Origin of the sequence: Polynucleobacter sp. MWH-UH25E, assembly GCF_018687095.1 — a bacterium.
Classification (GTDB): Bacteria; Pseudomonadota; Gammaproteobacteria; order Burkholderiales; family Burkholderiaceae; genus Polynucleobacter.
In genome coordinates, this window is the sequence record NZ_CP061286.1 from 1,797,192 (window position 1) to 1,822,672 (window position 25,481).

The window sequence follows — 25,481 nt, forward strand, 5'->3', positions numbered from 1 at the left end:
TCTACTAGAAAGCATCCATGATTGAAATCACTGAAAAAAAATTGGCCGGCCCAATCATCCGCCTACATCCAAATGACAATATTGTTGTTGCTCGAATAGATGTTGGCATTGGCACTGAAGTGCCTAGCGAAAACTTCACCAGTCGTAGCCAGGTACCTGCAGGTTACAAAATTGCCGCAAAGAAGATTCTTAAGGGCGAGCCGATCCTTAAATACAACGTCACTGTAGGTTTTGCCAATACCGACATTGAACCTGGGACTATGGTTCATAGTCACAATACTGAGTTCCGTGAATTTGATCGCGATTATGCACATGCTAGCGAATACAAGCCTACCCAGATGCTTCCTGAGTCTGAGCGCGCCACCTTCCAAGGTTATGTCCGCGCGAATGGCAAGGTTGGCACACGTAACTTCATTGGCATTCTGTCGACAGTAAACTGCTCTGCCACTGTAGTAAACAAAATTGCAGCGTATTTCACGCCAGAACGTTTAAAAGATTTTCCGAATGTTGATGGGGTTGTTGCGTTTAGCCACGGTATCGGCTGTGGAATGGAAATGAGCGGTGAGCCGATGCAGTTGCTTCGTCGCACTATGGCGGGCTATGCTCGCCATCCCAATCTTGCTGCCGCATTAATTGTGGGTCTTGGTTGCGAGCGCAATCAATTGAAAGGCTTGATGGAACAAGAAGATCTTAAAGAGGGATCTAACTTGCACACCTTCATCATGCAAGAGTCTGGTGGCACACGCAAAACAATTGAAGCCGGTATTGAAGCAGTTAAAGCTCTTTTGCCGGAGGCCAATAAAGCGAAACGCCAAACCGTATCCGCAAGCCACCTCACAGTAGGCCTTCAGTGCGGAGGCTCCGATGGTTTCTCATCTATTACAGCCAACCCAGCACTAGGCGCAGCAATTGATATCTTGTCTCGCCATGGTGGCACGGGTATTTTGTCTGAAACTCCTGAGATTTATGGTGTTGAACATACCCTTACCCGCCGCGCAGCCAGCAAAGAAATTGGTGAAAAACTGATTAAACGTATTCGCTGGTGGAAAGATGAATATTCTGTTGGTCGTGACGTACAAATTAACGGACAGGTAAGCCCTGGAAATCAAATTGGTGGACTGGCTAATATTTTTGAGAAGTCATTAGGCTCTTCTATGAAAGGCGGTACTGGTCCACTAATGGAAGTCTATAAATATGCTGAACCGGTCACTACTAAAGGCTTTGTATTTATGGACACCCCTGGATTTGATCCCGTGTCTGCTACAGGTCAAATTGCCGGTGGCGCAAATCTTGTTGCTTTTACTACTGGTCGTGGCTCTATGTTTGGATCCAAACCTGCACCCTGCATCAAATTGGCTACAAATACCCCTATGTATCAGCGTCTAACTGAGGATATGGATATTAACTGCGGGGAAATTTTGGATGGCACAGTATCTGTCCAAGAAATGGGCCAACGCATCTTTGAACTATTCCTCAGAACGGCTTCTGGCGAACCATCCAAGAGCGAGCTTTTGGGTCTAGGAGACTATGAATTCGTACCCTGGCAAATTGGCGTAATGAGCTAATACGCCTGTAGAATTAATCCATTGACACAGTATTCATAGGTTAAGGATTAATAGAGGCATATGAAATTTAGGGATTATTACGAGACCCTCGGTGTTGCCCGAACAGCCACCGAGGCAGAGATCAAATCAGCCTATCGCAAGATGGCTCGCAAATATCACCCAGATGTCAATAAAGAAGCTGGTGCCGAAGAAAAGTTCAAAGAAATTGGTGAAGCCTACGCCGTATTAAAAGATACCGAGAAGCGTGCTGCTTACGATCGCTTTGGCGCTAACTGGAAAAATGGGCAAGACTTCACTCCCCCACCAGACTGGAATGAGGGCTTTGAATATTCCGATGGCGGCTTCGGCGGCGGTCATCCTGGATATGGTGGTGGGTTTGAAGGCGATCAAAGCGAATTTTTTGAATCATTATTTGGCAGAGGCAAGCATCGTCAAGGTGGTAAAGGTAGTCACACACGCCAAGGCATGAACTTCAAAGGTCAAGATCATCACGCCAAAATTTTGATTGATCTTGCTGATACATATAACGGTGCTAAGCGAACCATTTCCCTGCACATGCCAACAATGGATGCTAGCGGTCATGTGATAACGCAAGAACGAAAACTAGACGTAAGCATTCCAAAAGGCATAAAAGCGGGGCAGAATCTGAGACTTTCCGGGCAAGGTGGTCCAGGCGTTGGTCAAGGTCCTGCAGGTGATCTTTATCTTGAAATTGATTTTCATGCAAACCCCATTTATCGCGTTGATGGAAAAGATGTCTTTATTGATATCCCTCTTGCGCCATGGGAAGCTGCTCTTGGAACCACGGTTCATGTGCCAACCCCTGCTGGATCAACCCTGGAACTCAAAATACCTGCGGGTACTGTTGCAGGTCGAAAAATGCGCCTTAAGGGCAAAGGCATACCAAGCTCAGAACCTGGTGATCTATATGTAATTCCAGCCATTGCACTGCCTCCTGCTGATACCGATACCCGCAAAGAGGCGTATCAAAACTTTGAGAAAGCCTTTGATTTCAACCCTAGAACCCATTTGAAGGGATGATGCCATGACACAAGTAAATACAAGCAATATCACCTGGATTGAAGGCAGCGTTGTCGAGAATGAAGTACATATGAGTATTGTTGAGCTCTCACATGCATCACGTACGCCAGAAGATTTAATTATGGCTTGGGTGACTGAGGGAGTGCTAAGTCCCACTGGCTCATCACCGGAAGACTGGCGTTTTAGTGGCGACTCTTTACGCAGAGCAAAGACCGCCGCCCACCTCACCCACGATCTCGAATTGAATGTTCCTGGCGTTGCTTTAGCGCTTGATCTGCTTGATGAAATTGCACAGTTACGCTCACAATTTCATCGTGGTGACTAGTTTTTTATGATTCTGAGCGGCTCAGTAAAGCTTCCCAGCGCTGCAACTTTTGATCTAGCTGCTCAGTAATCTCACTCAAGCGCGCCTGCATACTGGCAGCTAATTCTGGCTCATTTTTATATAAATCGGGATTGCTCATCGCAATTCCGATATCCGCCTGCTCAGTCTCCAACTCTTCAATTACAGCGGGCAACCCCTCTAACTCTTGCCGCTCTTTGCCGTTTAGCTTCTGCACGTTATTCTTGGCTACTGGCTTAGAGGATGGGGCTGGGGTAGGCGCAGACTCTTGCTTTGCAGGAACTTTTTGACTTTGATTGGCTGCACGCAATTGCTCTGAACGCGCTTTCTGAATCTTCCAGTCTTCATAGCCACCTTCGTACTCACGCCAGAAGCCATCACCCTCATTGGCGATGATGCTCGTAACTACGTTATCCAAAAAATAGCGATCATGACTGACCAAGAAAACAGTACCCTTGTAATCTTGCAGTAATTGCTCTAGCAAATCGAGGGTATCAATATCCAAATCGTTGGTTGGCTCATCCAAAACCAGCACATTTGCAGGTCTTGCAAATAAGCGTGCCAATAAAAGGCGATTGCGCTCGCCACCGGACAATGTGCTTACTGGTGAATTGGTTCTCTCTGGGGCGAATAAGAAATCACTCAAGTAACTTTTAACATGTTTCTTATTGCCATTAATCTCAATCCATTCACTACCAGGACTGATGTAGTCCTCTAGCGAGGCATTGAGATTAAGTCCCTCGCGCATTTGGTCAAAGTAAGCCACTTCAATACGGGTGCCCATGGTTGCAGAACCAGAGTCTGGTGCAATTGTTCCTAAAATTAATTTGAGTAAAGTTGTTTTGCCAGCACCATTTGGACCAAGTAAACCAACCTTATCTCCACGCAATATCGTGGCCGTAAAGTCTTTCACAATTGGTCTGTCATAAGACTTGCTGACATTTTGTAACTCAGCAACAATCTTGCCACTGCGCTCACCAGCAGAAACGGCAAGTTTGACTTGCCCCATCGCATCTCTACGCTCAGCCCGACTGGCACGCAGCTTTTCCAAACGAGCAATGCGGGCTACGCTGCGAGTACGCCTTGCCTCGACGCCCTTTCGTATCCAAACCTCTTCTTGCGCTAAAAGCTTGTCAGCTCTAGCATTAGCTAAAGACTCTGCATTTAACTCTTGTTCTTTGAGTGCTTCATATTGCGTGAAGTTTCCAGGATAGCTTCGCAAGATGCCGCGATCAAGCTCCACTATTTGCGTACAAACATTGTCCAAAAATGCTCGATCATGCGTAATCAGAATCACAGAGCCTTGATATTCTTTCAGAAGCTCTTCTAGCCACGCAATCGAATCTAAATCTAAGTGGTTAGTTGGCTCATCCAGCAATAGAACATCCGGAACCTCAACCAATGCTCTAGCAAGTGCTACTCTTTTTTTTGTGCCGCCAGACAAATTGCTAATTTTGACATCGGCATCCAAATGCAAACGATCTAGAGTTTCATGTACACGCTGCTCCCAGTTCCAACCACTCAGCGCTTCGAGTTTGGACTGAACCTCATCCAAGCGATGATGTGCAGCATCATCCCACTCTCCGACGCTAAGAGCCTCATACTCCTCGCGCAAAGCTTTTGCCTCAGCAACACCCTTAGAGACCGCCTCAAAGACGGTTTCTTCAGCCTCAAATATGGGCTCTTGAGGAACATAGGCGATACGAAGCCCTTGCTGGTACTGTAAGAGTCCGTCATCCATTTTTTCTATGCCAGCAAGGATCTTCAGTAAAGAGGATTTGCCGGTGCCATTGCGACCGATTAAGCCAACGCGCTCGCCCGATTCAAGCGAAAAAGCGGTATTTGCAAGGAGATCTACATGGCCAAAAGCCAGTTTTGCATCAGTTAGTACGATTAAAGCCATGGCAACATTATCGTCACTTCAGAGAAACAGAAGAAATTTCTCCCAATTTCTGCGAGACTAATACCCAATGGTCTGCAAACTTACCCCTTCTGCCCCTCGGCTCATCCTTTTTGCAGGACATGCTGGAACAGGCAAATCCACTCTAGCTAAAAGAGCCCTCCCTCTTATTATTGAAAGCACCGGGGAAGACTTTTTCTTTTTAGACAAAGACACGGTCTATGGCGCCTTTAGCGCTCATGTAATGGAACTAACAACCCAGAACCCCAATGATCGCGATAGCCCATACTATCTTCAAAATTTAAGGGATTGGGAGTATCGAGGCTTAATTGATATTGCTCGAGAAAATTTGTTGCTGGGTGTCAATGTCATTCTGGTAGGGCCGTTCTCAAAAGAGATTCAAAGTGGCCATATGTTCAGCCCCGAAGCGCTTGGTATTCCAGCACAAACAAAAATCTCCATAGCCTGGATTGATCTGAAGGAAAGCGAAGCAAAGAGGCGGATGGAAAAGCGCGCTGATCCCAGAGATCAATGGAAGCTCACTCATTGGGATGAATATGTCAAACGCAGGATTGACCCGCCCGAGCATATAAGCATTCAGCGCTTTGATAATCTGAATTTTGATCAGAGAGAGTTTGAGAAGCTAATCAGTAACCTGATCAAATAAAAATAGAGCCCCTAAGGGGCTCTATCTCAAGATACTAAGAACTGAATTCTTAGAACTTGTAAGTGACACCAACTGCAGGCATCCATGGGTTTAGAGTTAATTTACCGATGTTTGCACCATTGCTAACTGTCTGCACATTTGTTGCGATTGTGGCGTATTTCAAATCGATATTGGCACCCCAATTTTTATCAAACATATAGTCTGCGCCGATTTGACCAACTACACCGAAACTTGATGGCTCAACTTGCAAAGCGGCAGCAGTGTATCCAGGGAAATTCTGGCGGTTTCCAAAAATGGTGTAGTTCACACCAACGCCAACATAAGGCTTAAAAGCGCCTAAATCTGTAAAGTGGTACTGCGCCAACAATGAAGGTGGCAAAGCAGAAATCTTACCGATATTAGAACCACCAGCAGTAATGTTGACCTGCTGAGGCCATGTCAAGACCAACTCAGCAGCAATATTTTTAGTAAAGAAATAAGAAACATCAAACTCGGGAATCCATTGATTCTTAGCATTCACGTTCAATGACTGCACTGATCCAGTTTGACCATTTTGCCAAAGCAAATCCACTGCGCGTACACGCAACATCCATGGATTCTCTTCTGCTTGAGCATGTGCTGCGATTGGGGCTAAGGATGCTACAGCAGCCATTGCTGCCACTAGTGATTTAAGACGCATGATGATTCCCTTTTTGTTATCAATTTCAATATGTTCATTTTGAAATTGATACTCATTCGGGAATTTGATTTACATCAAATGATTGAATGGCATGATTTTTTTATTGGTCAAAAAGCAACATAGTTTTAGTGCTTAATTGATCTAGATCAAATTGATTGAGGTTTACCCTAAAGCACTTTGGAATAAGTGCCTTTTGCTTGTGACTCTCTTAGGTGGCGGTCGAATGTCATCGCAACACGCCTTGCTAGCAGGCGGCCTTTAATGGGTACAAAAATACCATCCTCACGCCACTCCAATAAGCCAGCTTTTTCCAGGTCTTTAAGCTCTTCCATCTCAGTTTTGAAGTACGCTTGGAAGTCGATCTGGTGTTGGCCTGCAAAGCGCTTTGTATCTAGGTTGAACTGACACATCAACTCACCGATTAATTCACGGCGCAATAAATCATCTTGATCTAAGCGCAAGCCTCTTAATACTGGAAGGTGGCCCGAATCCAGCGAAGCATAGTACTCGTCTAAAGTGCGCACATTCTGAGAGTAGCAGTCATCCACTTTGCCAATTGAAGAAATTCCAAAGGCTAAAAGGTCACACTCTGCTTGGGTTGAATAACCCTGAAAATTACGATGCAACTTTCCTTCTCTTTGCGCAATGGCTAATTCATCATCGGGTTTTGCAAAGTGATCCATGCCAATAAATTGATAACCCGCTTCACCCAAGCGCTCAATAGTATTAGAGAGAATGTCTAACTTAGCCGCAGCAGGTGGCAGATCTTCTTCTGCAATACGGCGCTGGGGTTTAAAGATATGCGGCAAGTGAGCGTAGTTGTATACCGAGAGTCGATCTGGATTCATTTTGAGCACCGCATCGACAGTTTCTTTAAAAGTCTCCGGGGTTTGCTTGGGTAAGCCGTAAATCAAATCAACGCTACGAGATTTAAAGCCATATTTACGAGACCAATCCATTACGGCCTGGGTTTCTTCGATCGTTTGAACGCGATGCACTGCTTCCTGTACCGCCAAATTGAAATCTTGTACACCTAAACTAATACGGTTAAAACCGAGATCTGCTAAAAGCTTAATGTCTGCCTCAGATACTCTACGCGGATCAATCTCAATGGAATATTCACCGCCGGGCAATAAGTCAAAGTGCTGGCGAGTATGGTGCATCAACTCAATCATCTCTTCGTGAGATAGAAAAGTAGGCGTACCACCACCCCAGTGCAATTGGGTAATGGGGATTTTCTTCTGTAGGCCCATTGCATCGCAAACCATAGCCATTTCTTTTGCTAGGTACTTGATGTACTTGGCACTACGCCCATGGTCCTTGGTGATGATTTTGTTACAACCGCAGTAATAGCAAATGTTGGGGCAAAACGGTAAATGAAAATACAGCGATAAAGGCTCGTTAATACTTGCTACACGTGTAAGAGCCCCTAGATAATCTTGTTCCGAGAATTCATTATGGAATCGATCGGCGCTTGGGTAGGATGTATAGCGCGGCCCATTGATATCAAATTTTTGCAGTAACTCAGGATGAAACAAGACTTCTTTTTCTTGTGCATTACCTTGTGTTTGCTCTTGAGATGCGCTGGAGCTCATGTATGCTTATCAGTGTGTGGATTCTAAATAATCTAGTGCTACTGCTTCTGCTACTTTAATCCCATCAACGCCCGCCGACAAGATTCCGCCAGCGTAGCCAGCACCCTCCCCCGCAGGATAGAGGCCTTTGATATTCAGACTTTGAAAATTGGGTCCACGCGTAATACGTAGTGGCGAAGAGGTCCTAGTTTCTACCCCGGTTAATACAGCATCCTTCATTGAAAAACCTTTAATCTGCTTTTCAAAAGCAGGTAAAGCCTCTCGAATTGCTTCAATTGCATAAGGGGGTAAGGCTTGAGCCAAATCCGTTAAATGCACACCAGGCTTGTAAGAAGGAATAACACTGCCAAACTCAGTTGATGGCTTACCCTCGATAAAGTCCCCTACCAATTGACCTGGAGCCTCATATGTCCCACCACCCAACTCAAAGGCCTTTGATTCAATTTGGCGCTGAAACTCGATGCCAGCAAGTGGACCGCCTGGATAGTCATCTGGCGTAATACCCACTACGATGCCCGCATTAGCATTGCGCTCATTACGAGAGTACTGACTCATGCCATTGGTCACAACGCGATTGGGCTCGGATGTTGCGGCAACCACAGTTCCACCTGGACACATACAGAAGCTATATACAGAGCGTCCATTTTTGGCATGGTGAACTAGCTTGTAGTCAGCAGCACCAATTAATTCGTTACCAGCATGAGGACCTAAACGCGCCTTATCAATTAAGGACTGTGGATGCTCAATTCGGAAGCCTACTGAGAATGGTTTGGCCTCCATGAAGACGCCAGCATCATGTAATGCTTTAAATGTATCGCGTGCACTATGCCCTAGGGCAAGAACAACATGACTGGCCGGTAAGTCTGGATGCCCCTCAATCTTGATGCCGGTGATTTGCTCATTTTTTATATCGAAGCCTATGACTTTTTGAGAAAAGCGGATTTCACCACCTAAATCAATAATTTCTTGACGAATCTTTTCCACCATGCCTACCAAGCGAAAAGTGCCGATATGCGGTTTAGCAACATACTGAATTTCAGGTGGAGCTCCCGCCTTCACAAACTCATGAATAACCTTACGCCCATAAAACTTAGGGTCTTTAATTTGACTGTAGAGCTTGCCATCAGAAAAGGTTCCTGCACCACCTTCACCAAACTGCACATTGGACTCGGGGTTCAATATCTTTTTACGCCATAAGCCCCAGGTATCTTGCGTGCGCTCACGAACTTGCTTGCCACGTTCCAGCACAATCGGCTTAAAACCCATTTGCGCTAGCAATAAGGCGGCAAAGATTCCACATGGGCCAAATCCAATTACTACAGGGCGCAATGTTTTACCTAAATCAATAGATGGAGGCGCCTTTGCTACAAAGTGATAGCTAGTATCTGGTGATGGACGGATGTGGGTATCGTTTGCTAATTTCTTTAAGACGTCCTCTTCGTTCTTTACCGAAACATCGACGGTATAAATGAAGGCCAGCGAGACATTCTTGCGAGCGTCATAACTACGTTTGAAGATCTCAAATGAAATTAATTCTTTTGCGGCAATGCCAAGACGCTTTAATATCGCCGCCTCTAAAGATTCTGGCGCGTGATCAATTGGTAAGCGCAGTTCAGTAATTCGAATCATGAGACTTAATTTACTGTATTTACTTATTCGGGCTTAGCGCCGGATGCTTTAACGACTTTTGCCATACGGACATAATCTCCCACCAATAACTGATTAAATTCGCTAGGGGTCAAACGACCAATCTCAATACCTTGGCGCTTCATACGCTCAATGATTTCAGGTTGTTTCAATATCTTGCCCATTTGCGCCTGCATTTTGCTAATAACCTCTTGTGGAGTTCCTGCTGGCGCGAGCAATCCAAACCAACTATCAAAGACATAGCCCTTCACAGTATTACCAATAGGCGGAATGCCTGGCACGAATGGCGAAGGCTTGTCTGAAGAGACCCCTAGAAAACGAATGCGGGGATCATTTGTGAAAGGTAAAGCGGCTACATTCGCTGCAATCACCGCTTGAGCGCGGCCCGCTAGCAATTCAGTAATAGCATCGCCAGTACCTTTGGTGGGTATGTGCACCAACTGAATGCCAGCCATACTGTCAAAGTAAGCCATCGCCAAGTGTGAGGCACTACCATTGCCAGCGCTTGCATAGTTATATTGACCTGGGTTTGCCTTTGCAAGAGCAATGAACTCTGCCACCGACTTCGCAGGAAACTCTGCATTTGTCATCATGATGTAACTGCTAGTGCCAATATAAGCTGCGCCAGTAAAGTCTTTAAGAGGATCGAAACTCAACTTAGTAAAAAGACTGCCATTAATGTTATGGCTCGCAGCAGCCAATAGGAATGTATATCCATCAGGATTTGATTTGGCAACGATACCTGTCCCAACGGTACCTCCTGCCCCCGCCTTGTTTTCAACAATCACGGCTTCGCCAAGGGCAGCACCAAGCTCATTAGAAAAGGATCGAGCTAGAGCATCTTGAACACTGCCTGGTGAAAAAGGAACGATGATTTTGATAGGTTTATTTGGCCAAGTTTCAGCAGAGCTCACTGCTGAGCTAAACAAAACAGATAAACCAAGCAAGAATGTCGCCAATAGGCGAACTTTTAGAGTCTTGCTGGTGATCATATGGGCTCCAAAGCTGAGAAATTCCTAAAATGATACGGCAATATGGGGTTCGTCCATTTAAAGGCGATAATGCCGCATGGCTCTACGCGCAACCATCCATAAAGCCGACCTTCATGTCGCAGATTCAGACCGCCACTACTACGGCAGTCATTCCCTCACCATTGCCAAACACCCATCCGAAACTGACGAGCGGATGATGATCAGAATCATCGCCTTCGCACTACAAGCTCATGAAGATTTGACTTTCACCAAAGGCTTGAGCGATACCGATGAGCCTGATCTTTGGATCAAAGACCTCACCGATCAAATCAAAATTTGGATAGAGGTGGGTCAGCCTGATGAGCGCCGCATCCTGAAAGCCTGTGGCCGTGCAGATCAGGTCATTGTGTACTGCTATGGTGGACAAACCAGCAAAATTTGGTGGGATGGCATTGCGAATAAATTAACTCGTGCTCGCAATCTTCAGGTGGTTGCCATTCCAGCCGAACAGTCACAAGAACTGAATAAGCTGGTGGAACGCAGTATGGTGTTACATGTCAATATTCAGGATGGTGAAGCCTACGTTTCCTCAGACCTAGGTCAAGTGACAATTACCCCAGAAATATGGCGTAGTCCTCAGGATTAATTTTTAAATTAATTTGATGAAGACTGTTATCTTTGATACCAATGTCTTGCTAGACATATTTGTCTTTAATGACTTTAGGGCAATTCATATCAAGACTGCTTTAGTAGATAAGCAACTGAAGGCCTTAGCCACACTCAAAACGATTGAGGAACTCGCGGATGTTATCTCCAGACCCCTCTTCTCCCTAGAACAATCAACTCAAGAACAAATACTGAGCCAATGGCGCAATTTAGCCACCATCATTCAAGATGAAACGCTTAATACTGCGCCGTGGCAATGCCAAGATCCTGATGATCAAATCTTCTTAAATCTTGCTTACACCTCAAAGCCTTGTTTGTTAATCAGCAAGGACAATGAACTTCTAAAGCTAGCCAAGAAAGCAGCTTTAGAAGACGTGCTCATTAGTGCTGATTACAGCGCTATCTAATTTCATCCCGAATATTTCCAAGGCTTTCTTTAAGAATTTCTAAAGACTTTGAGCTGCCTGAGCTGCAATCTCAAATGATTTGAGTCGTGCTTGGTGATCAAAAATTTGCCCTGTGAAAAGAATCTCATTTGCACCTGTACGCTCAAGCCAGGTTCTCATCCCATTCCGAATGGTTTCTAGCGAACCTACCAATGAGCATTGCAAAGTATGAGCCGCAGCTGCTTGCTCATGGGGATCGCAAAAATCATCCAAATCTTCAATGGGTGGCGGCAACTGGCCTCGAGTGTTACGACGCATACGCACAACATTCTGCTGCAAAGTGGTAAATAGATGCTGCGCCTCTTCATCGGTATCAGCTGCAACGACATTCATCACAAATGCAGAGTACGGCTTTACTAATTGCTCTGAAGGCTTAAATAAATCGCGATAAATCGACATTGCTTCTAATAGATGATCTGGCGCGAAGTGAGAAGCAAAGGCATAAGGCAAGCCAAAATGTGCGGCTAGCTGGGCACCATAGAGACTAGATCCCAAAATCCAAATAGGTACATGAGTATTAGCCCCTGGAATTGCTTTTACTGACTGCCCATCCTGGATGGGACCGAAGTAATGCTGTAACTCACGAACATCTTGAGGAAAGCGATCATCGCTTCCCAGCAAATCACGGCGTAATGCTCTCGCAGTCATTTGATCGGTGCCAGGCGCTCTACCCAAACCCAACTCAATTCGCCCTGGATACAAAGACTCCAGAGTGCCAAACTGTTCGGCAATCACTAAAGGTGCATGATTAGGTAGCATCACTCCGCCAGAACCCACTTTAATCTTGGTGGTACCACTAGCGATATAGCCAACCAATACTGCCGTGGCCGAACTAGCGTTACCAGTCATATTGTGGTGCTCGGCCACCCAATAGCGTGTATAGCCCCACTGCTCTGCATGCTGTGCTACGTCTAAGGAGTTACGCAAAGCATCAGCCGCAGTAAATCCTTGGGGAATAGGAGATATATCTAGAATAGAGTACGGAACAGAATTTGCCATCACCAAATCATACCGAGAAAGTGCGTTTTATGAGTAAACCCAAAATGGCTGATCCAGACGATGGAATTTTTAAGCCTGGAGTCAAGTTGCGACATATAAAGACTGGTGGTTTTTATAGAGTTCTTTTGCTGGCCAACGTGGAGGCCACCCTCGAGCCTGCTTACGTTTATGAATCCATGCAATCCCATGATTTTTGGATTAGACCCAAAGCGGAAATGGAAGATGGTCGCTTTGAACTTATCACTGAATAATGAAAGCACGAAATGACAGACGATCGAATTACTAATCTCGAAATTAAGCTGAGCTTTACCGAAGATCTCATTGAAAAACTGAATGAGACGGTCTACAAACAGCAGCAGCAACTAGAATTTCTCTATAGAGAACTCAAAGCTATCAAAGAACAGGCTAGCGCCAGCGGTTCAGGCGGCGGCAGTCTTAAAGATGAAATTCCGCCACATTATTGATGTGGCTGATACCATATCGCTAAATCACTTAAAGAATTCATTAATAACCAATATCAAAGGAGTCCAATATGGGTAACCTCACACTGTTTTTAATTCAATGGGGTCTAACTTCCCTCTCCTTGTGGGTAGCAAGCTATATTTTTAGTGGCCTGAAGTTTGCTGATGGTGGCTCCCTATTAATTGCGGCCTTGCTCTTGGGCTTTGCCAATGCGGTAGTAAAGCCTTTACTCATCCTATTTACACTCCCATTAACGATTGTGACCATGGGATTGTTCCTGTTAGTGGTTAATGCATTGGTATTGATGCTGGTATCTGCACTAGTTAGCGGATTTACAATTTCCAGCTTCTGGACTGCCTTCTTCGCAAGTATCTTTATTTCCATCTTCAGCCTCTTTGTAAGCGGCCTCGTTTTCTAAATCATCCCGATCCATGAGTACAGACAACCTTCCAAAGTGCCCCGCTTGCCAAGAGGACATGACTTATCCCGATGGCGATAACTATGTTTGCGCCCAATGCGGGCATGAATGGTCTATCGCAGTAGCCGAGGAAGAAGATGTTGGCTTAGTTGTCAAAGACGCAAATGGCAATTTACTAGCCGATGGAGATACGGTCACGCTAATTAAGGACCTCAAAGTCAAAGGCTCCTCTACCACTCTAAAAGTAGGAACCAAGATTAAAGGTATTCGATTGGTCTCAGGAGATCATGAGGTGGATTGCAAAACAGAAGCAGGCAATATGTTGTTAAAAGCCTGCTTCTTAAAGAAGGCTTAACGCCCCCTTTATTTTTAAAGCAACTAAGCGAGGCCAACTAGGCGGCGCTAGCTTTCTTGAGTACTGCGTAGATCTGATCCTTTAATAGCAGCTTTTCTTTCTTAAGAGTCTCAATCTCTTCCGGGGTGCTCGGCTCCTTATGGTCTTCCATACGAAGGATCTTGGCATCTAGATTATTGTGCTTATCAAATAAATGAGAAAAGTGGCGGTCGGTGGTTTTAAGATTAGTAATTAATTCACGATATTCCGGAAACATAGAATCTCCCATTTAAAAGTAATGAAATCAAAATGTATTGAGCAATTACCCCCCACTCAACACGGTTTTAGTTTATCAACCTCACTCCCGAAGAACAATACGCAAAATAATATTTTTATTTTTCATACGATCATTTGTTTTGCATGATTAATTTGCGGTAGTATCAATAAATTAAGGCTAATAAATACTCATTTTAATAACCAAACCATAAGGGCAACACATCATGGCCACAAAGAAGACGGCGACAAAAAAGAAAGTGGCTACCAAAGCGGTGAAAAAAACTCCCGCCAAGAAAGTTACTAAAAAGACTGTTGCTAAAAAAGCGGTAAAGAAGCCGGCAGATAAGAAACCTCCGGCTAAGAAAGTATCAAGCAAGAAAACTGTTGCAAAGAAAGCTACTTCTAAAAAACCAGTAGCAAAAAAGGCATCCGCAAAAACGAGCAAGAAGACCACCAACAAGTCGCCTAAGGTAGATCAATATGGTCTAGAGAAGGATGATGAGTTTTATGGCCTTTACTTTGCTAAATCCACCAAAAAGGGATTGGTTGAAGTGAAGCCCTGTACTTTCTCACTCATGTATTGGTGGAAAGGCTTGCTCGGCTATCCTGACATGATTGAGATTTCCAAGAACAGCAATACCGCCATGTTGCAGTTTGAATCTACATTTGGCGGTGGCGACTCTGGTGAAACGGAATTAACTGAACAGGATGTATTGGATATCGACCACATCATTGAGGTAGATGAAGAGGAAATGCTGGTATCCCTCTACTCTTACGTACCAATTCCTATCCCTAGCAAGGTATTGGGAGCTATTGAGCTTTCCGTTCTCAACATCAACCCTGAAACTCGTTATGGCAATCTAGAAATCTGTACTACCGAGAATGAAGATGGCGAGACAGAACATTTCTTGCGCTACCGCGCTGCAACTTACTTGCGAGGAATCAAGTCTGGCAAGGTGGAAGCCATTGAAAACATGGTCACCAATGGCTCTGAATTCTTTGGCCTTGCTTTAGATGCGATGTGTGTCAACAAATCCATCAAAAAGTGGCTATTAAGCTAACTTACTAAACCTCACTATCTGCACAGATAGTTATATGTCATTGGAAAACGGTCATTGATCGTTTTCCGACTGTCAATAATCGTCACGTTACGCTTTCCTAACTTCTTGCATTCTGCAAGCGCGACGTCTTGCGCCTCTTCCTCTTTTGCATCCTTGGGTGCATGCACGCCAATAGTTCCATCTGATTGTTGGTACACGCCAAAGCGACTTGGCGGGGTTGAGCAGGCGACAATAACAGCTGCAGTCAGAACAAGAAGAATGTAACGTGAGAAATTCATATTGAATTCCTAAGGTGAAATTGAAAATATGGCGGAGAGGGAGGGATTCGAACCCTCGGTACTATAGCTAGTACGCCTGATTTCGAGTCAGGTACATTCGACCACTCTGCCACCTCTCCGAACCGAAAATAAATTATAGCTTTGGGGTGGTTTTGAGTGCTTGCGCCTGCTAAGCGTTGCTTAAACTGGCTTGAGAACTTCTAGACCGCCCAAGTAAGGCTGTAACGCTTTCGGGATTACGATGCTGCCATCTACTTGCTGTTTGTTCTCTATCAGCGCAACTAATGCTCTGCCTACAGCTAATCCTGAACCATTGAGCGTGTGAACTAATTCTGGCTTACCCTGCCCCGCTTTGAATCTAGCTTGCATGCGACGTGCTTGGAAATCGCCCATGCTTGAGCAAGAACTGATCTCTCGATATGCATTCTGTGATGGCACCCAAACCTCTAAATCATAAGTCTTAGTGCTACCAAAGCCCATATCTCCAGTACATAGTAAAACTTTACGATATGGCAACTCAAGTAATTCTAAGATTCGTTCTGCATGGCCTGTTAGATCCTCAAGTGCTTGCATCGAATCTTCCGGTTTAGTGATTTGGACCAACTCAACCTTATCAAACTGGTGTTGACGGATCATGCCACGCACATCACGGCCATAACTACCCGCTTCTGAGCGGAAGCAAGGGGTATGAGCAACAAACTTTAATGGCAGAGTATCGGCATTCACAATCTCATCACGCACAAGATTGGTTACAGGCACTTCCGCTGTAGGAATGAGATAAAAATTTTCAGTCTTAGCTTCACCGCTTTCACCATCACCACCCATTTGGCGGGGAACCTTAAAAAGATCTTCTTCAAACTTGGGCAATTGACCGGTGCCGCGCATAGATGCAGCGTTGACCATGTAGGGAGCATAGACCTCTTGATAGCCATGATTACTTGCATGTGTATCAATCATGAATTGCGCTAGAGCGCGATGTAACCGAGCAATAGGCCCTTTCAGCACTACGAAACGTGAACCACTTATTTTTGCCGCTACTTCAAAATCTAACCCCAATGGACTACCAAGATCAACGTGGTCCTTAATTTCAAAATCAAAAATAGGCTGTTCGCCCCAACGCTTGATTTCTTTATTTTCGGTTTCATCTTTGCCGGTAGGCACAGACTCATCTGGCAGATTTGGAATACCCATCAAGAAATCTGATATCTCAGCCTGCAAAATTGCTAAACGTGTTGCCCCAGATTCCATATCCACATTGACCTGAGAAACCTCTGCCATTTCAGCGGAAGCATCTTCGCCCTTACCCTTCTTCATGCCAATCGCTTTAGATAGCTGATTGCGTTTTGCTTGCAGTTCTTCGGTGCGAGTTTGTAAAGATTTGCGCTCAGCCTCCAAGGCATTGAATTTCTCAACATCCAACTGGAATTTACGAGTAGCTAAACGCGCCTGTACTGCAGCGATATCTTTACGAAGGAGTTGCGGATCAATCATGTAATGCTCAATGAATAAGGGTTAATCAGTTATTTGCTGCCTGCTACTTATTTAGACTCTAGTTTAAGCGTAAGACTTCGGCTCCCGCAGGAGGGGTGAAATTAAAGCGATTTGCTGGCAGATTGACGTTTAACTGAATCTTATCAAGGGTCACCAACACCACACTGCCTAAGCCGTCTATTAGCTCCAAAGCCTTTGGCAGGCCATTACTCATACCAATAGATATCTTTGTGTAAGGCAGATCATTTTTACTCTTGGTGCTAGGATCTTTTTTGGGCACTAATGCAACCCACTTCATTCCTAAACGCTCTTCACCATCTACCAAATCAAAATGCTGATCAAGTGAAGTCTCACCAAACAATATTGCGGCTGGTGTTGCAGCCAAAGCTTGGCCTGCAGGACGAATAGTCGCTTGATTTAAATCTTTATCCCACAAGATCAATTGACTTCCATTGGTAATGAGTTTTTGCTCATAAGGCTTTTGTGTTTCCCAAACAAAACGGCCCGGCCTTTGAAATACAAAATGACCTTGGGTTTGGCGCACCACTTTCAGGCCTTTATCTTGCGGTTCATTAGCCTTAGGTGCTCGTAGTTGTTGCTGAACAAAATCACCTTCAGCAGTTTTGGAGTTGCGAACAAATTGACGCAACTGCTCAGAGCCTGTTTCGCCCTCTGCTAGAGCTAAGCCGGACAGAGCAATACAAGCAATACCAATGAATACCGCAGACCAGAATTTTTGCAAAGGGAAATTACTCCGAAGGGCGATGAAGAATCTCGCGATTACCGCCATTACCCATCTTAGATACCAGTCCAGCTTTCTCCATATCCTCCAAGAGGCGAGCTGCGCGGTTATAACCAATGCGAAGATGGCGTTGCACCAAAGAAATCGATGGGCGTTTGTTTTCTAGAACAATGGCTACAGCTTGATCATAGAGTGGATCAGCTTCGCCCCCGCTCTCACCAGTTAGGGCGTCAATATTAGACTCGTCAGCGCCTTCGAGAACGCCGTCAATATAGTTGGCCTCACCCTTCTCTTTGAGCCACTCAACCACACGATGCACTTCATCATCAGATACAAATGCGCCATGCACACGCACTGGCAATCCAGTACCTGGCGCCATGTACAACATATCACCCATACCCAAGAGCGTTTCTGCACCCTGTTGATCCAAAATCGTACGACTATCAATCTTGCTACTTACTTGGAATGAAATACGGGTTGGCACGTTGGCCTTAATCAAACCAGTAATCACATCGACGCTAGGGCGTTGTGTGGCCAATACTAAATGAATACCAGCAGCACGCGCCTTTTGTGCGATACGAGCAATTAACTCCTCAATCTTCTTGCCAGAGACCATCATGAGGTCAGCCAACTCGTCAATCACAATCACGATGACTGGCGCTTTATAGATTGGCTCTGGATCGTCAGGAGTTAGGCTAAATGGATTGGTAAGTTTCTCGCCCTTCTCTTCTGCTTCGGCAATCTTCTTATTAAAGCCTGCAAGGTTACGAACGCCAAACTTACTCATGAGTTTGTAGCGACGTTCCATCTCATTCACGGCCCAGTTGAGCGCGTTATACGCCTGCTTCATATCTGTAACTACCGGGCAAAGCAAATGGGGAATCTTGTCGTAGATCGCCATCTCTAACATCTTAGGATCAATCATGATGAGACGCACTTCATCAGGCTTAGCCTTAAAGAGTAGCGACAAAATCATGGCATTGATTCCAACGGATTTACCAGCACCAGTAGTACCTGCCACCAAGCAGTGCGGCATCTTAGCCAAGTCAGCGACCATTGGGCTACCAGAAATATCTTTACCTAAAGCAAGAGTCAATAAGGAATGGTTATCGTTGTAGACCTGTGAAGTCAAAATCTCAGATAAGTACACAGACTGACGCGTTGGATTTGGCAACTCCAAGGCCATGCAAGTTTTACCGGGAATTGTTTCCACCACTCGCATACTGACAACACCCAACGAGCGAGCTAAGTCACGGGATAGGTTCACAATCTGACTACCCTTAACACCTACCGCTGGATCAATTTCATAGCGAGTTACAACAGGGCCAGGATAGGCGGCGATGACAGTTACTTGTACATTGAACTCGGCTAGCTTGCGTTCAATTAAGCGTGAAGTAAATTCCAATACATCCGCAGAGACAGTTTCCTTGGCTTCGGGAACTGGATCTAGTAATGCCAGTGGGGGTAATTCAGAATCTGGGATATCTACGAATAGTGGTTGTTGCTTCTCACGCTCAACACGCACGCTCTTAGGAATCTCTACTGGTGCACGCACAATCTGAACAGGTGCCGCAACTTCAACGCGCCCACGAATTTCTTCAACAAACTCTTCACGCTCTTCAGCAGCAGCCTCACCAAGCTTGCGATCTTCTTCACTATCACGACGCTCACGAATACGGTGATAAGAAACCTCCAAGAAGCGCCCTACTTTTTCAGCGACATCAAGCCATGAGAAATGCAAGAAAAGTGAAAGGCCCGCGCATAAACCAAATAGCAAAACCAATGTCGCGCCTGTAAACCCTAGAGACATTTGCATTGGGTCACCAATTAACTCACCCAAAATGCCGCCCGGCGGTCTTGGTAATTCCCAAGTCAAAGAATGCAAACGAATTGATTCAAGACCCATGCTACAAATTAAAGTGAGAGCAAAGCCTAACCAACGCGTTAATAAAGAATCCGGCTTCGCTTCAGGATCGGGTGGCAGCGGAATACTCCAAAGCTCACGCCAGCCCTGAAGAACTCGACGCCCAAACAGTACAACCCACCAAAAAGCGGATATTCCGAAGATATAGAGCAATAAATCAGCCAAATAAGCGCCAAAACGGCCACCTAGATTCCTGGGGGTCTCAAAACTGGCATGCGACCAGGCAGGGTCTGCCTTGGAATAAGTAAGCAATATGGCAAATAAGCCTAAACAGAGACCTAGGGAGATAAACCAGCGGGCCTCCAAGAGGAGGCGGGGCATCCTGCCCTGTCCATCACCGCTAGGGGGCTGGGGGGTCGTTTGGTTCTTAGACTTTGGGTATACGGTTCTCGCCATGTTCTACCGATTGTAAACAAGCAATTCTATAATTTGGTTATGACTACAAATACCCCAAAACACTCCAAAGTTCTCATTCTCGGATCTGGTCCTGCAGGCTATACAGCTGCCGTTTATGCCGCCCGAGCCAATCTCAAGCCCACCCTTATCACTGGCCTGGCTCAAGGAGGTCAATTAATGACCACTACCGACGTTGAAAACTGGCCAGCAGACCCTAACGGGGTTCAGGGCCCAGAGCTGATGGATCGCTTTTTAAAGCATGCCGAGCATTTCAATACAGAAATCATTTTTGACCATATCCATACAGCCGCTCTCAAAGAGAAGCCTATTCGCCTCGTTGGTGACGCTGGAACCTATACCTGTGATGCGTTAATTATCTGTACAGGCGCTTCTGCTCAATATATTGGCTTGCCAAGTGAAGAGGCATTCATGGGTCGCGGTGTTTCTGGATGCGCAACATGCGATGGCTTCTTCTACCGCAATCAAGATGTGTGCGTTGTTGGTGGGGGTAATACCGCTGTTGAAGAAGCGCTCTACCTCACTGGCATCGCCAAAAAAGTTACTGTGATTCACCGTCGCGATAAATTCCGCGCTGAACCAATCCTCAATGATCGCTTGATGGCAAAAGTTGCTGAAGGCAAAGTGGAATTGAAATTGAACTCCACTCTTGACGAAGTTCTCGGTGATGAAAAAGGCGTAACTGGTGTTCGCATCAAAAAACAAGATGGCAGCACTGAAGAGATTGCCGTAACTGGTGCCTTTATTGCCATTGGCCATAAACCTAATACTGAGCTATTCGTAGGTCAATTGGATATGAACAATGGCTATCTCAAGACCCACTCAGGTCTAGAGGGCAACGCTACCGCTACCAATATCCCTGGCGTGTTCGCTGCGGGCGATGTTCAAGATCACATCTATCGTCAAGCTATTACTAGCGCTGGTACAGGCTGTATGGCTGCATTGGATGCACAGCGGTATTTGGAATCACTCGCTTAAATATCACTGGAGCAATCGAGCAATAAAAAACGCCTAGCATAGCTAGGCGTTTTTGTTTGTTGCAACTACTTCAGCTGCGCATTGTTTAACGCGTGCTTATCGTGTAATTACTGGTAGCAATGGAACGATGAGTAAGGCAACGATATTGATAATCTTGATTAATGGGTTTACTGCTGGACCAGCGGTATCTTTGTAGGGATCGCCTACAGTATCACCAGTCACAGCTGCTTTATGCGCTTCAGAACCTTTACCGCCGAAGTTACCTTCTTCGATATATTTCTTGGCATTGTCCCAAGCACCACCACCGGTACACATCGAGATTGCTACAAATAAACCAGTCACGATAGTACCCATCAATAAGCCACCCAGTGCAGCAGGTCCCAATAAGAGACCTACAACAATAGGGGCAATCACTGGCAATAAGGAAGGAATAATCATTTCCTTGATCGCAGCTGAGGTGAGCATATCCACTGCCTTACCGTATTCAGGTTTTGCAGTGCCAGACATGATGCCTGGGATATCGCGGAACTGACGACGCACCTCTTCCACTACCGCACCAGCACAACGACCTACTGCTTCCATCGCCATCGCACCAAACAAGTAAGGAATCATGCCGCCAATAAAGAGTCCAATGATGACCATGTGATTGGATAGATCAAAAGATACTTGCTGGCCAATGCCCTCTAATGCGTGGGTGTAGTCTGCAAAAAGCACCAATGAGGCTAAACCAGCAGAGCCAATCGCGTAACCTTTGGTAACTGCTTTGGTTGTATTGCCAACAGCATCCAATGGGTCTGTGATGTCGCGAACAGCTTGTGGCAATCCAGCCATTTCTGCGATACCACCAGCGTTATCTGTAATTGGGCCGTATGCATCAAGCGCAACCACAATACCTGCCATAGACAACATCGCTGTAGCGGCTACTGCGATACCGTACAAACCAGCTAACCAGTAAGCAGCAAAAATCGCTGCACAAACAAATAGCACTGGATAAGCGGTCGACTTCATCGAGATGCCCAAGCCAGCAATAATATTTGTGCCATGACCTTTAGTAGAGGCCTCAGCAATGTGTTGCACTGGCTTAAATTGAGTACCTGTGTAGTACTCGGTAATCCATACCAATGCGGCAGTCAGTAAGAGACCCACTACAGTTGAACCAAATAAACGCCACTGGCTACCTGGAATACCCAAAGCATCATCAGGCATGATGAAATTAGTCACAAAGTAGAAGGCCACCAATGACAAACCGCCAGCAATAATCAAACCTTTGTATAGTGCCGGCATCACATTCTTCATGCCAGGACTTGCTTTAACAAAAGAGCAGCCAACGATGGAAGCAATGATCGATACTCCACCAAGAACCAATGGGTAAATAATTGCGGCCACTGGCGCACCAGAGACCATCAAGGATCCCAAGACCATTGTGGCGATTAGTGTCACCGCATAAGTTTCAAACAAGTCGGCAGCCATACCTGCGCAATCACCAACGTTGTCACCAACGTTATCGGCAATCACTGCTGGATTACGTGGGTCATCTTCTGGGATGCCTGCTTCGACCTTACCAACGAGGTCAGCACCGACGTCTGCACCTTTAGTAAAGATGCCGCCACCCAAACGGGCGAAGATAGAAATGAGAGAAGATCCAAAAGCCAAACCAATCAATGGATGCAAGACAGATGAGAGATCTTGTCCAGCACCAATTGAAACTAAGAACATAAAGAATAAGCCAACGCCTAGGAGTCCAAGGCCCACCACTAGCATGCCAGTAATAGCGCCACCTTTAAATGCAACATTTAGTGCCTCGTTCATTCCCTTGGTTGCAGCCTCGGCAGTACGCACATTAGCGCGCACTGAAACGTTCATGCCGATAAAACCACATGCACCAGATAGAACTGCGCCGACTACAAAGCCGATTGCGGTTGCAAGATCTAAAAAGAGCGCCATCAAAATAGTGAGGGCTATTCCGACAATGGCAATCGTTTTGTATTGGCGCGATAAATAAGCTGCCGCACCCTGCTGAATCGCCTCTGCAATTTCTTGCATTTTGGCGTTGCCCGTACTTTGCCTCAAAATCCAGCCGCGCATCACAAAACCGTAAATCACGGCTAGGACACCGCATGCTAAGGCAAAATACAAGCCTAAAGTGACATTACTCATGCTTGAACTCCCTAAAGTTAGTCTTTATTGTTTTGTATCTACTAGCGCTTAGGTCGACCAGGTTTGCGAAGGCTTTAAACTATGGTCTTTAAGCTGTACCAGTATGTAGCAGAATTACCCCTGAGCCCCCTCTCGAGGATCAGGGTATTTACTAATCACTATTCGGAGTATTTATGAGTCTCGACAACGTCAAGCCAGGTAAAAAGATCCCAGAGAGCTTTAACGTCATTATTGAAATCCCAATGAATGCGGATCCAATCAAATATGAAGTTGATAAAGAGAGTGGCGCTATTTTTGTCGATCGCTTTATGGGCACTGCTATGCACTACCCATGTAACTATGGCTACATCAACAAAACCATCGCTGGTGATGGCGACCCTGTTGACGTTCTCGTGATTACTCCATTCCCACTCATTCCAGGCGTTGTTGTAAGCTGCCGCGCGATTGGTATCTTGATGATGGAAGATGAAGCAGGACAAGATGCAAAATTGTTAGCAGTTCCAGAAGATAAGATTTTGCCGATTTACACTCATTGGCAAAAACCAGAAGACATTAATCCATTGCGTTTAAATCAGATTCAACACTTCTTCGAGCACTACAAAGATCTCGAAAAAGGTAAATGGGTCAAAGTCAAGGGTTGGGGTGGCGTTGCGGAAGCCCATGAAGAAATTCTTGAGGGCATTGAGCGTTACAACAAAGAGCACGCTTAATTCTTAAACACTGATTAGGCTTTGTGATTCGGAGTGAGCGCGCAAACCATCGCCCTAGCCCAGATCAACCCATTACTGGGCGATTTGGCCGGCAATGCGCAGCTCATTCTTAAAGCCGCCCAGGAAGCCAGCGCCAAAGGCGCCAAGCTTCTTGTTACACCAGAGCTTTCGCTCACAGGCTACCCTCCAGAAGACTTATTGCTGCGGCCCGCTTTTATTCAAGCGGCTGCACGTGAGCTGGAATCGCTTACAAACTTACTAGCGCAATTTCCAGATCTCACGGTCATAGTGGGAAATCCAAAACAAACTGAAAATGGTCTGCAGAACTATGCGTCCGTATTGCGCAATGGTAAAGTGATTGCGGGTTACGCCAAACAAGAATTACCTAATCATGAAGTCTTTGATGAAGTGCGTTACTTCGTACCCGGCAATGAAGCCTGTGTTTTTGAATGCGATGGCATTTCATATGGTGTGATTTTGTGTGAAGATGCTTGGCATGCTGATCCAGCAAAACAAGCGCACGCTTCTGGCGCACAAATATTACTAGTGCCTAACGCATCACCCTACCATCTCCAGAAAGAAGCATTACGTATTGATGTCTTGCGCAGTCATATCGCGCAAACCAAAATGCCCTTGGTATATGTCAATGCCGTTGGTGGTCAGGATGAACTGGTATTTGATGGTGGTTCCTTCGCTTTAAATAGCAAAGGCGAAGTAGTGATGGCAATGCCTCAATTTGAGTCTAGCCTTGGCTTAGTCAATGTCAATGCAGCTGCCGAGCTTGAGGCTGGATCCATTACCGCAACACAAAGCGTAGAAGCACAGGCTTATCAAGCTCTCGTTTTGGGTGTGCGCGATTACGTCAATAAGAATCGCTTTCCTGGCGTCATTATTGGTTTATCAGGGGGCGTTGACTCTGCCCTAGTACTAGCTATTGCGGTTGATGCGCTTGGTGCCAACAAAGTACGCACGGTCATGATGCCTTCACGCTATACCGCTGACATCTCATGGATTGATGCCCGTGAAATGGCGCAGAACTTAGGCGTCCAATACGATGAGATTCCAATTAGCGGTCCTGTTGATGCGCTAGAAGCTTCTTTAGCAGAACAGTTCAAGGGCATGTCTGTGGATGCTACTGAAGAGAATATTCAAGCACGTGTTCGTGGCACCCTGCTGATGGCGCTCTCCAATAAAACTGGACGCCTTGTATTAACAACTGGCAATAAGAGTGAGATGGCTGTCGGCTACTGCACCCTCTACGGAGATATGGCCGGTGGCTTTGCTGTCATTAAAGATATTGCCAAGACTTTAGTTTATCGTTTGTGCGCCTATCGCAACAGTATTGCGCCTATCATTCCAGAGCGCATTCTGACACGCGCGCCCTCTGCAGAATTGCGTCCCGATCAAAAAGATCAAGATAGCCTACCGTCTTATGAAGTGCTCGATGGCATTGTGGAACGCTATATGGAGCAGAACCAATCCATCGCGCAGATTATTGCCGAGGGCTTTGATGCCGAAAGCGTAGAAAAAGTGACGCGCTTGATTAAGTTAAATGAATACAAGCGACGCCAAGCACCACCTGGGGTTCGCGTTACTACCCGCGCTTTCGGTCGTGACTGGCGCTATCCCATCACATCTCAATTTAGAGCCTAAAGAGCTCGAGGAAGGCCAAATTTGGCACTTCTTTCCAGTTCTAGGTATGATTACTGCATTAGGG

General features: G+C 45.7%; 26 protein-coding genes and 1 tRNA gene. 14 read left to right on the plus strand and 13 right to left on the minus strand.

What is annotated here, in order from left to right:
- The first annotated feature begins 17 nt into the window (after positions 1 to 17).
- From ICV39_RS09215 to ICV39_RS09225, 3 genes are read left to right on the plus strand one after another with little or no spacing between them, the layout of a single operon-like run.
- Positions 18 to 1,565 carry a UxaA family hydrolase gene (locus ICV39_RS09215; RefSeq protein ID WP_215389788.1) on the plus strand — a complete coding sequence of 516 codons (1,548 nt, stop codon included), beginning with the start codon at positions 18 to 20 and terminating at the stop codon, positions 1,563 to 1,565.
- A gap of 60 nt (positions 1,566 to 1,625) precedes the next feature.
- A complete protein-coding gene (locus ICV39_RS09220) occupies positions 1,626 to 2,606 on the plus strand; it encodes a DnaJ C-terminal domain-containing protein (RefSeq protein ID WP_215389789.1) in 981 nt (326 codons plus the stop codon).
- 4 nt (positions 2,607 to 2,610) lie between these two features.
- Complete coding sequence (locus tag ICV39_RS09225) at positions 2,611 to 2,931, plus strand: chaperone modulator CbpM (RefSeq protein ID WP_215389790.1); 321 nt, start codon at positions 2,611 to 2,613, stop codon at positions 2,929 to 2,931.
- A gap of 4 nt (positions 2,932 to 2,935) precedes the next feature.
- Here ICV39_RS09225 and ICV39_RS09230 read toward each other — a convergent pair whose 3' ends face one another.
- Positions 2,936 to 4,852 (minus strand): ATP-binding cassette domain-containing protein, encoded by a 1,917-nt coding sequence (locus ICV39_RS09230; RefSeq protein WP_215389791.1) that lies wholly within the window; start codon positions 4,850 to 4,852, stop codon positions 2,936 to 2,938.
- A gap of 67 nt (positions 4,853 to 4,919) precedes the next feature.
- Between ICV39_RS09230 and ICV39_RS09235 the strand changes: the two genes are divergently transcribed.
- Positions 4,920 to 5,516 (plus strand): AAA family ATPase, encoded by a 597-nt coding sequence (locus ICV39_RS09235; RefSeq protein ID WP_215389792.1) that lies wholly within the window; start codon positions 4,920 to 4,922, stop codon positions 5,514 to 5,516.
- Between the two features lie 49 nt (positions 5,517 to 5,565).
- Here ICV39_RS09235 and ICV39_RS09240 read toward each other — a convergent pair whose 3' ends face one another.
- The 4 genes from ICV39_RS09240 to ICV39_RS09255 form a co-directional block, all read right to left on the minus strand.
- Positions 5,566 to 6,195, minus strand: a complete 630-nt coding sequence (locus ICV39_RS09240) for an OmpW family protein (RefSeq protein WP_215389793.1) — start codon at positions 6,193 to 6,195, stop codon at positions 5,566 to 5,568.
- Between the two features lie 167 nt (positions 6,196 to 6,362).
- Complete coding sequence (gene hemN, locus ICV39_RS09245) at positions 6,363 to 7,790, minus strand: oxygen-independent coproporphyrinogen III oxidase (protein WP_215389794.1); 1,428 nt, start codon at positions 7,788 to 7,790, stop codon at positions 6,363 to 6,365.
- 9 nt (positions 7,791 to 7,799) lie between these two features.
- Positions 7,800 to 9,419: an NAD(P)/FAD-dependent oxidoreductase gene (locus ICV39_RS09250; protein WP_215389795.1), complete on the minus strand. Its 1,620-nt coding sequence runs from the start codon at positions 9,417 to 9,419 to the stop codon at positions 7,800 to 7,802.
- A 23-nt stretch (positions 9,420 to 9,442) separates the two neighbouring features.
- Positions 9,443 to 10,429 carry a tripartite tricarboxylate transporter substrate binding protein gene (locus ICV39_RS09255; RefSeq protein WP_215389796.1) on the minus strand — a complete coding sequence of 329 codons (987 nt, stop codon included), beginning with the start codon at positions 10,427 to 10,429 and terminating at the stop codon, positions 9,443 to 9,445.
- A 76-nt stretch (positions 10,430 to 10,505) separates the two neighbouring features.
- Between ICV39_RS09255 and ICV39_RS09260 the strand changes: the two genes are divergently transcribed.
- Positions 10,506 to 11,054 carry a YaeQ family protein gene (locus ICV39_RS09260; protein WP_215389797.1) on the plus strand — a complete coding sequence of 183 codons (549 nt, stop codon included), beginning with the start codon at positions 10,506 to 10,508 and terminating at the stop codon, positions 11,052 to 11,054.
- A 16-nt stretch (positions 11,055 to 11,070) separates the two neighbouring features.
- The gene (locus tag ICV39_RS09265) at positions 11,071 to 11,481 is read left to right on the plus strand and encodes a putative toxin-antitoxin system toxin component, PIN family (protein WP_215389798.1); all 411 of its coding nucleotides are present in this window, start codon (positions 11,071 to 11,073) and stop codon (positions 11,479 to 11,481) included.
- Between the two features lie 39 nt (positions 11,482 to 11,520).
- Here the strand turns inward: ICV39_RS09265 and ICV39_RS09270 are convergent, their stop codons facing one another.
- Positions 11,521 to 12,519, minus strand: a complete 999-nt coding sequence (locus tag ICV39_RS09270) for an LLM class flavin-dependent oxidoreductase (RefSeq protein ID WP_215389799.1) — start codon at positions 12,517 to 12,519, stop codon at positions 11,521 to 11,523.
- Between the two features lie 29 nt (positions 12,520 to 12,548).
- Between ICV39_RS09270 and ICV39_RS09275 the strand changes: the two genes are divergently transcribed.
- The 4 genes from ICV39_RS09275 (at position 12,549) to ICV39_RS09290 (ending at position 13,754) form a co-directional block, all read left to right on the plus strand.
- Complete coding sequence (locus tag ICV39_RS09275) at positions 12,549 to 12,770, plus strand: hypothetical protein (RefSeq protein WP_215389800.1); 222 nt, start codon at positions 12,549 to 12,551, stop codon at positions 12,768 to 12,770.
- A 12-nt stretch (positions 12,771 to 12,782) separates the two neighbouring features.
- Positions 12,783 to 12,983, plus strand: coding sequence for a SlyX family protein (locus tag ICV39_RS09280; RefSeq protein ID WP_215389801.1), 201 nt, complete (start codon positions 12,783 to 12,785; stop codon positions 12,981 to 12,983).
- Positions 12,984 to 13,051: 68 nt separating this feature from the next.
- The gene (locus tag ICV39_RS09285; protein ID WP_215389802.1) at positions 13,052 to 13,399 is read left to right on the plus strand and encodes a phage holin family protein; all 348 of its coding nucleotides are present in this window, start codon (positions 13,052 to 13,054) and stop codon (positions 13,397 to 13,399) included.
- Positions 13,400 to 13,412: 13 nt separating this feature from the next.
- Complete coding sequence (locus ICV39_RS09290; protein WP_215389803.1) at positions 13,413 to 13,754, plus strand: zinc ribbon domain-containing protein YjdM; 342 nt, start codon at positions 13,413 to 13,415, stop codon at positions 13,752 to 13,754.
- Positions 13,755 to 13,791: 37 nt separating this feature from the next.
- Here ICV39_RS09290 and ICV39_RS09295 read toward each other — a convergent pair whose 3' ends face one another.
- Positions 13,792 to 14,010: a YdcH family protein gene (locus tag ICV39_RS09295; protein ID WP_215389804.1), complete on the minus strand. Its 219-nt coding sequence runs from the start codon at positions 14,008 to 14,010 to the stop codon at positions 13,792 to 13,794.
- Positions 14,011 to 14,233: 223 nt separating this feature from the next.
- On the opposite strand from ICV39_RS09295, the gene ICV39_RS09300 reads away from it, so the two are divergent.
- The gene (locus tag ICV39_RS09300; RefSeq protein ID WP_215389805.1) at positions 14,234 to 15,070 is read left to right on the plus strand and encodes a hypothetical protein; all 837 of its coding nucleotides are present in this window, start codon (positions 14,234 to 14,236) and stop codon (positions 15,068 to 15,070) included.
- A 14-nt stretch (positions 15,071 to 15,084) separates the two neighbouring features.
- Here ICV39_RS09300 and ICV39_RS09305 read toward each other — a convergent pair whose 3' ends face one another.
- The 5 genes from ICV39_RS09305 to ICV39_RS09325 form a co-directional block, all read right to left on the minus strand.
- Entirely contained in the window at positions 15,085 to 15,348 is a 264-nt protein-coding gene (locus tag ICV39_RS09305; protein ID WP_215389806.1) for a hypothetical protein, read from the minus strand.
- A 29-nt stretch (positions 15,349 to 15,377) separates the two neighbouring features.
- Positions 15,378 to 15,467: transfer RNA gene (locus ICV39_RS09310), tRNA-Ser, on the minus strand.
- Positions 15,468 to 15,528: 61 nt separating this feature from the next.
- The gene (serS, locus tag ICV39_RS09315) at positions 15,529 to 16,839 is read right to left on the minus strand and encodes a serine--tRNA ligase (protein ID WP_215389807.1); all 1,311 of its coding nucleotides are present in this window, start codon (positions 16,837 to 16,839) and stop codon (positions 15,529 to 15,531) included.
- 58 nt (positions 16,840 to 16,897) lie between these two features.
- On the minus strand, positions 16,898 to 17,629 hold the full coding sequence (locus ICV39_RS09320) for an outer membrane lipoprotein carrier protein LolA (RefSeq protein ID WP_251372674.1): 732 nt from the start codon (positions 17,627 to 17,629) through the stop codon (positions 16,898 to 16,900).
- Complete coding sequence (locus ICV39_RS09325) at positions 17,589 to 19,901, minus strand: DNA translocase FtsK (RefSeq protein ID WP_371816536.1); 2,313 nt, start codon at positions 19,899 to 19,901, stop codon at positions 17,589 to 17,591. Before ICV39_RS09325 ends, ICV39_RS09320 begins: the two co-directional genes overlap by 41 nt.
- A 39-nt stretch (positions 19,902 to 19,940) precedes the next feature.
- Here ICV39_RS09325 and trxB point away from each other — a divergent pair, with 39 nt between their 5' ends.
- On the plus strand, positions 19,941 to 20,897 hold the full coding sequence (trxB, locus tag ICV39_RS09330) for a thioredoxin-disulfide reductase (RefSeq protein ID WP_215389809.1): 957 nt from the start codon (positions 19,941 to 19,943) through the stop codon (positions 20,895 to 20,897).
- Between the two features lie 96 nt (positions 20,898 to 20,993).
- Here trxB and ICV39_RS09335 read toward each other — a convergent pair whose 3' ends face one another.
- Positions 20,994 to 23,054 (minus strand): sodium-translocating pyrophosphatase, encoded by a 2,061-nt coding sequence (locus tag ICV39_RS09335; protein WP_215389810.1) that lies wholly within the window; start codon positions 23,052 to 23,054, stop codon positions 20,994 to 20,996.
- A 173-nt stretch (positions 23,055 to 23,227) separates the two neighbouring features.
- Here ICV39_RS09335 and ppa point away from each other — a divergent pair, with 173 nt between their 5' ends.
- Entirely contained in the window at positions 23,228 to 23,764 is a 537-nt protein-coding gene (gene ppa / locus ICV39_RS09340; protein ID WP_215389811.1) for an inorganic diphosphatase, read from the plus strand.
- 33 nt (positions 23,765 to 23,797) lie between these two features.
- A complete protein-coding gene (locus ICV39_RS09345) occupies positions 23,798 to 25,417 on the plus strand; it encodes an NAD+ synthase (RefSeq protein WP_215389812.1) in 1,620 nt (539 codons plus the stop codon).
- Positions 25,418 to 25,481: the final 64 nt, after the last annotated feature.

What these genes read in the sequence shown, in the direction of transcription:
- ICV39_RS09215 (WP_215389788.1), top strand. Translation starts at nt 18, where the DNA reads ATGATTGAAATCACTGAAAAAAAATTGGCCGGCCCAATCATCCGCCTA.
- ICV39_RS09220 (WP_215389789.1), top strand. Translation starts at nt 1,626, where the DNA reads ATGAAATTTAGGGATTATTACGAGACCCTCGGTGTTGCCCGAACAGCC.
- ICV39_RS09225 (WP_215389790.1), top strand. Translation starts at nt 2,611, where the DNA reads ATGACACAAGTAAATACAAGCAATATCACCTGGATTGAAGGCAGCGTT.
- ICV39_RS09230 (WP_215389791.1), bottom strand. Translation starts at nt 4,852, where the DNA reads ATGGCTTTAATCGTACTAACTGATGCAAAACTGGCTTTTGGCCATGTA.
- ICV39_RS09235 (WP_215389792.1), top strand. Translation starts at nt 4,920, where the DNA reads ATGGTCTGCAAACTTACCCCTTCTGCCCCTCGGCTCATCCTTTTTGCA.
- ICV39_RS09240 (WP_215389793.1), bottom strand. Translation starts at nt 6,195, where the DNA reads ATGCGTCTTAAATCACTAGTGGCAGCAATGGCTGCTGTAGCATCCTTA.
- hemN (WP_215389794.1), bottom strand. Translation starts at nt 7,790, where the DNA reads ATGAGCTCCAGCGCATCTCAAGAGCAAACACAAGGTAATGCACAAGAA.
- ICV39_RS09250 (WP_215389795.1), bottom strand. Translation starts at nt 9,419, where the DNA reads ATGATTCGAATTACTGAACTGCGCTTACCAATTGATCACGCGCCAGAA.
- ICV39_RS09255 (WP_215389796.1), bottom strand. Translation starts at nt 10,429, where the DNA reads ATGATCACCAGCAAGACTCTAAAAGTTCGCCTATTGGCGACATTCTTG.
- ICV39_RS09260 (WP_215389797.1), top strand. Translation starts at nt 10,506, where the DNA reads ATGGCTCTACGCGCAACCATCCATAAAGCCGACCTTCATGTCGCAGAT.
- ICV39_RS09265 (WP_215389798.1), top strand. Translation starts at nt 11,071, where the DNA reads ATGAAGACTGTTATCTTTGATACCAATGTCTTGCTAGACATATTTGTC.
- ICV39_RS09270 (WP_215389799.1), bottom strand. Translation starts at nt 12,519, where the DNA reads ATGGCAAATTCTGTTCCGTACTCTATTCTAGATATATCTCCTATTCCC.
- ICV39_RS09275 (WP_215389800.1), top strand. Translation starts at nt 12,549, where the DNA reads ATGAGTAAACCCAAAATGGCTGATCCAGACGATGGAATTTTTAAGCCT.
- ICV39_RS09280 (WP_215389801.1), top strand. Translation starts at nt 12,783, where the DNA reads ATGACAGACGATCGAATTACTAATCTCGAAATTAAGCTGAGCTTTACC.
- ICV39_RS09285 (WP_215389802.1), top strand. Translation starts at nt 13,052, where the DNA reads ATGGGTAACCTCACACTGTTTTTAATTCAATGGGGTCTAACTTCCCTC.
- ICV39_RS09290 (WP_215389803.1), top strand. Translation starts at nt 13,413, where the DNA reads ATGAGTACAGACAACCTTCCAAAGTGCCCCGCTTGCCAAGAGGACATG.
- ICV39_RS09295 (WP_215389804.1), bottom strand. Translation starts at nt 14,010, where the DNA reads ATGTTTCCGGAATATCGTGAATTAATTACTAATCTTAAAACCACCGAC.
- ICV39_RS09300 (WP_215389805.1), top strand. Translation starts at nt 14,234, where the DNA reads ATGGCCACAAAGAAGACGGCGACAAAAAAGAAAGTGGCTACCAAAGCG.
- ICV39_RS09305 (WP_215389806.1), bottom strand. Translation starts at nt 15,348, where the DNA reads ATGAATTTCTCACGTTACATTCTTCTTGTTCTGACTGCAGCTGTTATT.
- serS (WP_215389807.1), bottom strand. Translation starts at nt 16,839, where the DNA reads ATGATTGATCCGCAACTCCTTCGTAAAGATATCGCTGCAGTACAGGCG.
- ICV39_RS09320 (WP_251372674.1), bottom strand. Translation starts at nt 17,629, where the DNA reads ATGGCGGTAATCGCGAGATTCTTCATCGCCCTTCGGAGTAATTTCCCT.
- ICV39_RS09325 (WP_371816536.1), bottom strand. Translation starts at nt 19,901, where the DNA reads ATGGCGAGAACCGTATACCCAAAGTCTAAGAACCAAACGACCCCCCAG.
- trxB (WP_215389809.1), top strand. Translation starts at nt 19,941, where the DNA reads ATGACTACAAATACCCCAAAACACTCCAAAGTTCTCATTCTCGGATCT.
- ICV39_RS09335 (WP_215389810.1), bottom strand. Translation starts at nt 23,054, where the DNA reads ATGAGTAATGTCACTTTAGGCTTGTATTTTGCCTTAGCATGCGGTGTC.
- ppa (WP_215389811.1), top strand. Translation starts at nt 23,228, where the DNA reads ATGAGTCTCGACAACGTCAAGCCAGGTAAAAAGATCCCAGAGAGCTTT.